Source organism: Mesorhizobium sp. M7A.F.Ca.CA.004.06.1.1 (genome assembly GCF_003999135.1).
In the GTDB taxonomy this organism is placed as follows: Bacteria; Pseudomonadota; Alphaproteobacteria; order Rhizobiales; family Rhizobiaceae; genus Mesorhizobium.
Map to the genome: position 1 here is coordinate 1 of NZ_RZPQ01000685.1, position 3,226 is coordinate 3,226.

Annotated in this window: 5 protein-coding genes; 2 read left to right on the forward strand and 3 right to left on the reverse strand. The window is 62.1% G+C overall.

Going from position 1 to position 3,226, the window contains the following annotated elements:
* Together EN906_RS28290 and EN906_RS28295 are read left to right on the forward strand one after the other, a co-directional pair.
* A partial coding sequence (locus tag EN906_RS28290) for an FAD-binding oxidoreductase (protein ID WP_164777418.1) occupies positions 1-447 on the forward strand: 447 nt, incomplete at its 5' end.
* Between the two features lie 106 nt (positions 448-553).
* Positions 554-1,207 carry a GntR family transcriptional regulator gene (locus tag EN906_RS28295; protein ID WP_023809526.1) on the forward strand — a complete coding sequence of 218 codons (654 nt, stop codon included), beginning with the start codon at positions 554-556 and terminating at the stop codon, positions 1,205-1,207.
* 46 nt (positions 1,208-1,253) lie between these two features.
* On the opposite strand, the gene EN906_RS28300 is transcribed toward EN906_RS28295, so the two are convergent.
* The 3 genes from EN906_RS28300 to EN906_RS28310 all read right to left on the reverse strand — a co-directional run.
* Positions 1,254-1,703: a VOC family protein gene (locus EN906_RS28300; protein ID WP_127267887.1), complete on the reverse strand. Its 450-nt coding sequence runs from the start codon at positions 1,701-1,703 to the stop codon at positions 1,254-1,256.
* A 20-nt stretch (positions 1,704-1,723) separates the two neighbouring features.
* On the reverse strand, positions 1,724-2,503 hold the full coding sequence (locus EN906_RS28305) for an SDR family oxidoreductase (protein WP_127267888.1): 780 nt from the start codon (positions 2,501-2,503) through the stop codon (positions 1,724-1,726).
* Positions 2,504-2,597: 94 nt separating this feature from the next.
* Positions 2,598-3,226 (reverse strand): aldehyde dehydrogenase family protein (locus tag EN906_RS28310; protein WP_127375532.1); only part of this gene is annotated, 629 nt, incomplete at its 5' end.

The window sequence follows — 3,226 nt, forward strand, 5'->3', positions numbered from 1 at the left end:
ATCGAAAACTGCCCCTTCGTCTTCGACACGAGCGGCTTCTGGCTGCGGCCGGAAGGCCAGCTCTTCCTGTGCGGTATTCCGCCGGTGCGCGAGAACGAGCCGGACGATTTTGGCCTGGATGTGGATTACGACCTGTTCGACGAGTTGATCTGGCCGGCGCTCGCCCATCGCGTGCCCGGGTTTGAGCAATTGCGCATGCTGCGCGCCTGGGCGGGGCTCTACGAATACAACACCTTCGACCACAGCGGCATCATCGGCCGGCATCCCGAGGTTTCGAACTTTGTCCTGGCTACCGGCTTCAGCGGCCACGGCATGATGCATGCAGCGGCGACCGGGTCGGGCGTCAGTGATCTCATTGCCTATGGCGAGTACCGCTCTGTCGACCTGTCGGCCTTCCGCTACGAACGGATCGCTGGCAATCAACCTATCGAGGAACATGTCTACTGAAGCGAAACGGGCGACATGGCATCGCGGTGACAACGGTGCTATGCGTCCACTTCTTCAATCAACACGGCGCCAGTCAACAAACACGGCGGCCGCCTCAGGCTGATTCATGCTCGTACAGAAGAAAACCATCTCGACCCAGGTCGCCGATGCCATCAGGCAGAAGATCCTGATCGGCGAATACGAGGCCAACTTTCAGCTGCGGCAGGAGCATCTGGCCACCGAGTTCGGCGTCAGCCGAATTCCGGTGCGAGAGGCGCTGCATCAGCTTCATTCGGAAGGCTTCGTCACGCTGGTTTCCCACAAGGGCGCCGTCGTCACCTCCATTTCCCTGGACGAGATCCTCGAGCTCTACGAATTGCGGGCCCGGATCGAAACATGGCTACTGGCCCTCGCCATTCCAAGGATGACGGAGGCCGACCTCGCGCTGGCCCGCGAGCGTGCAAAGCAGCACCAGGAGCAGGGCAAGACCGGCGAGTATTCGAACCAGCTCAACTGGAACTTCCACGCCGCGCTCTACGCGCCGTCCGGCCGCAAGGCGACGATCGAACTGGTCGGGCGCATCTATCAGCAGCTGGAACGCTACACGCGCATGATGGTGACGCTCACCGAGATCCAGGCACAGTCCGACCGCGACCACTGGCAACTCATCGACCTGTGCGAAGCCAAGGATACGCTGCGCGCCGTCGGCCTTTTGGAAATGCATATCATCACCAGCGGCAAATTCCTGGTCGACCGGCTTGAGGAATTGCGGGGCAGCTGATCAGTCGCCCCGTCTCCTTGTCCAGCCCCAATCCTTCGCGCGAAGATCATTTGCCGGGCAGATTGGTCGCCCGGGTCAGCAGGATCACGCCCGCCTTGTCGGCCGTATCGTAATAGGTGAAGCCGGTGCGGTTTTCCCGGCGCCCGCGCATCAGCACGGGAAGCCCGTCGTCCTGCGCCTTGGCCTCGGCTGCATCCGCATCACGAACCTCGAAGCCGATATGGAAGACGCCTTCACCCTTGCCATTGAGATGAATCCGCTGCGGTGAAGGATCGCCGTTCGGCTCGCACAGTTGCAGCTGAACGTTCGGCAAGTTGCAAATCCGGTATTGCATCGCCTTGAAACCCTCGGGGCTTGGGACCTGGAGTTCTTCGTATTCGGCCAGCGGCGGATAGGACTCCCATGGCCCGATGCCGATGGAGTCATAATAGGCCTGCGCCTTGTCGATATCGTGCACGACGATGCAGATGTGATGCAGCTTGTCGAAATTGCCCATGTCGTCACTCCCCATTCTTCTCACTCCTTGATCGGGACCGTATAGTTCAGAACGCGGCGCCCCCCGTCGGGGTAGATCGTCTCGCCGGTGATGTAGGAAGCGTCGTCGCTGGCCAGGAATGCCACGACCGAGGCGATCTCGGCTGCCGTGCCGAGGCGCCCGAGCGGTGTACGCGAAAGGACTGCCCGTCTCATTTCTTCCGAATCGATGAATGTCCCGTCCATGACCATGTCCGTGGCGATGGTGCCCGGGCCGACACCGACCACGCGGATGCCATGGGGAGCGAAGGCGACGGCGGCGGTGCTGGTGACCTGGTTCATGCCGCCCTTGGAGATCGCGTAGGTGGCGACACGCGGGTTGGCGAGGCCCGAATTGATCGACGACATGTTAATGATGACGCCGCCTCCACCCTGCGCGATCATCTGGCGGGCTGCGGCCTGGGTGCCCATGAACGCGCCCTTCAGATTGACGGCGAGAACCCTGTCGTAGTCCGCCTCTGTGATGTCGAGAAAGTCCTGGACCGGAGCGATGCCGGCATTGTTGACCATGATGTCGACACGGCCGAACTTCGCCACCGCCGCTGCAATCAGCCCATCGACCTGGTCCTTCTTGCTGACATCCGTGACGACCGCCAGGACGCTGTCGGTGGTACCGATTTCAGCGGCACATTTTTTTAACTCCACGGCATCGATGTCGCCGAGCACGAGCTTCGCGCCTTCGGCCAAAAAGCGTTCCGCGCAAGCGCGTCCGATGCCGCGCGCCGCGCCTGTGACAACCACCACCTTGCCTGCCTGTCTCATGTCCAATCCTTCGATCATTTGTAAGTCGGCCACCGTCTCAGGGAGCATGGGCCGAGCTTGGCTAGGAATGGGGATTCTCCCACCGAAGCCTAGCCTAGCGGATAACGAAGGGATTGGCGGTCTTGCCGGCGGTGTCTATCCACACCGTCTTGGTCTGCAGATAGGAATTGATGGCGTCCTGCCCGCTTTCGCGCCCGATACCGCTCCTCTTGTAGCCGCCGAAGGGCGCCATGTAGGAGACGGCACGGTATGAATTGATCCAGACCATCCCCGCTTCCATCGCGGCCGCGCCGCGCAGCGCCCTGCCCATGTCGCTGGTCCATATTCCCGCCGCCAGCCCATAGGGGCTGTCATTGGCAATGGCGAAGGCCTCGTCCTCGTCGTCAAAGGGGATGACGGACAGGATCGGCCCGAACACCTCCTCACGCGCGATCCGCATGGTGTTGTTCACGCCGGTGAAGATGGTGGGCTCGACGAACCAGCCCTCGGCCAATTCACCCGAGGCCGGCTTGCCGCCGCCCAGCACGCAAAGCGCACCCTCGCGGCGCGCGATGCCGAGATAGGACAGCACCTTCTCGCGCTGGGCTTGCGTGGTGATCGGCCCGACCTGCGTCTCTTGCAGCGCCGGATTGCCCAATCGAGCGCTGGCCGCCAGCGTTATGACGCCTTCCACGAACCGGTCGTGGATTTTGCGATGCACCAGCAGCCGCGAACCCGCGATGC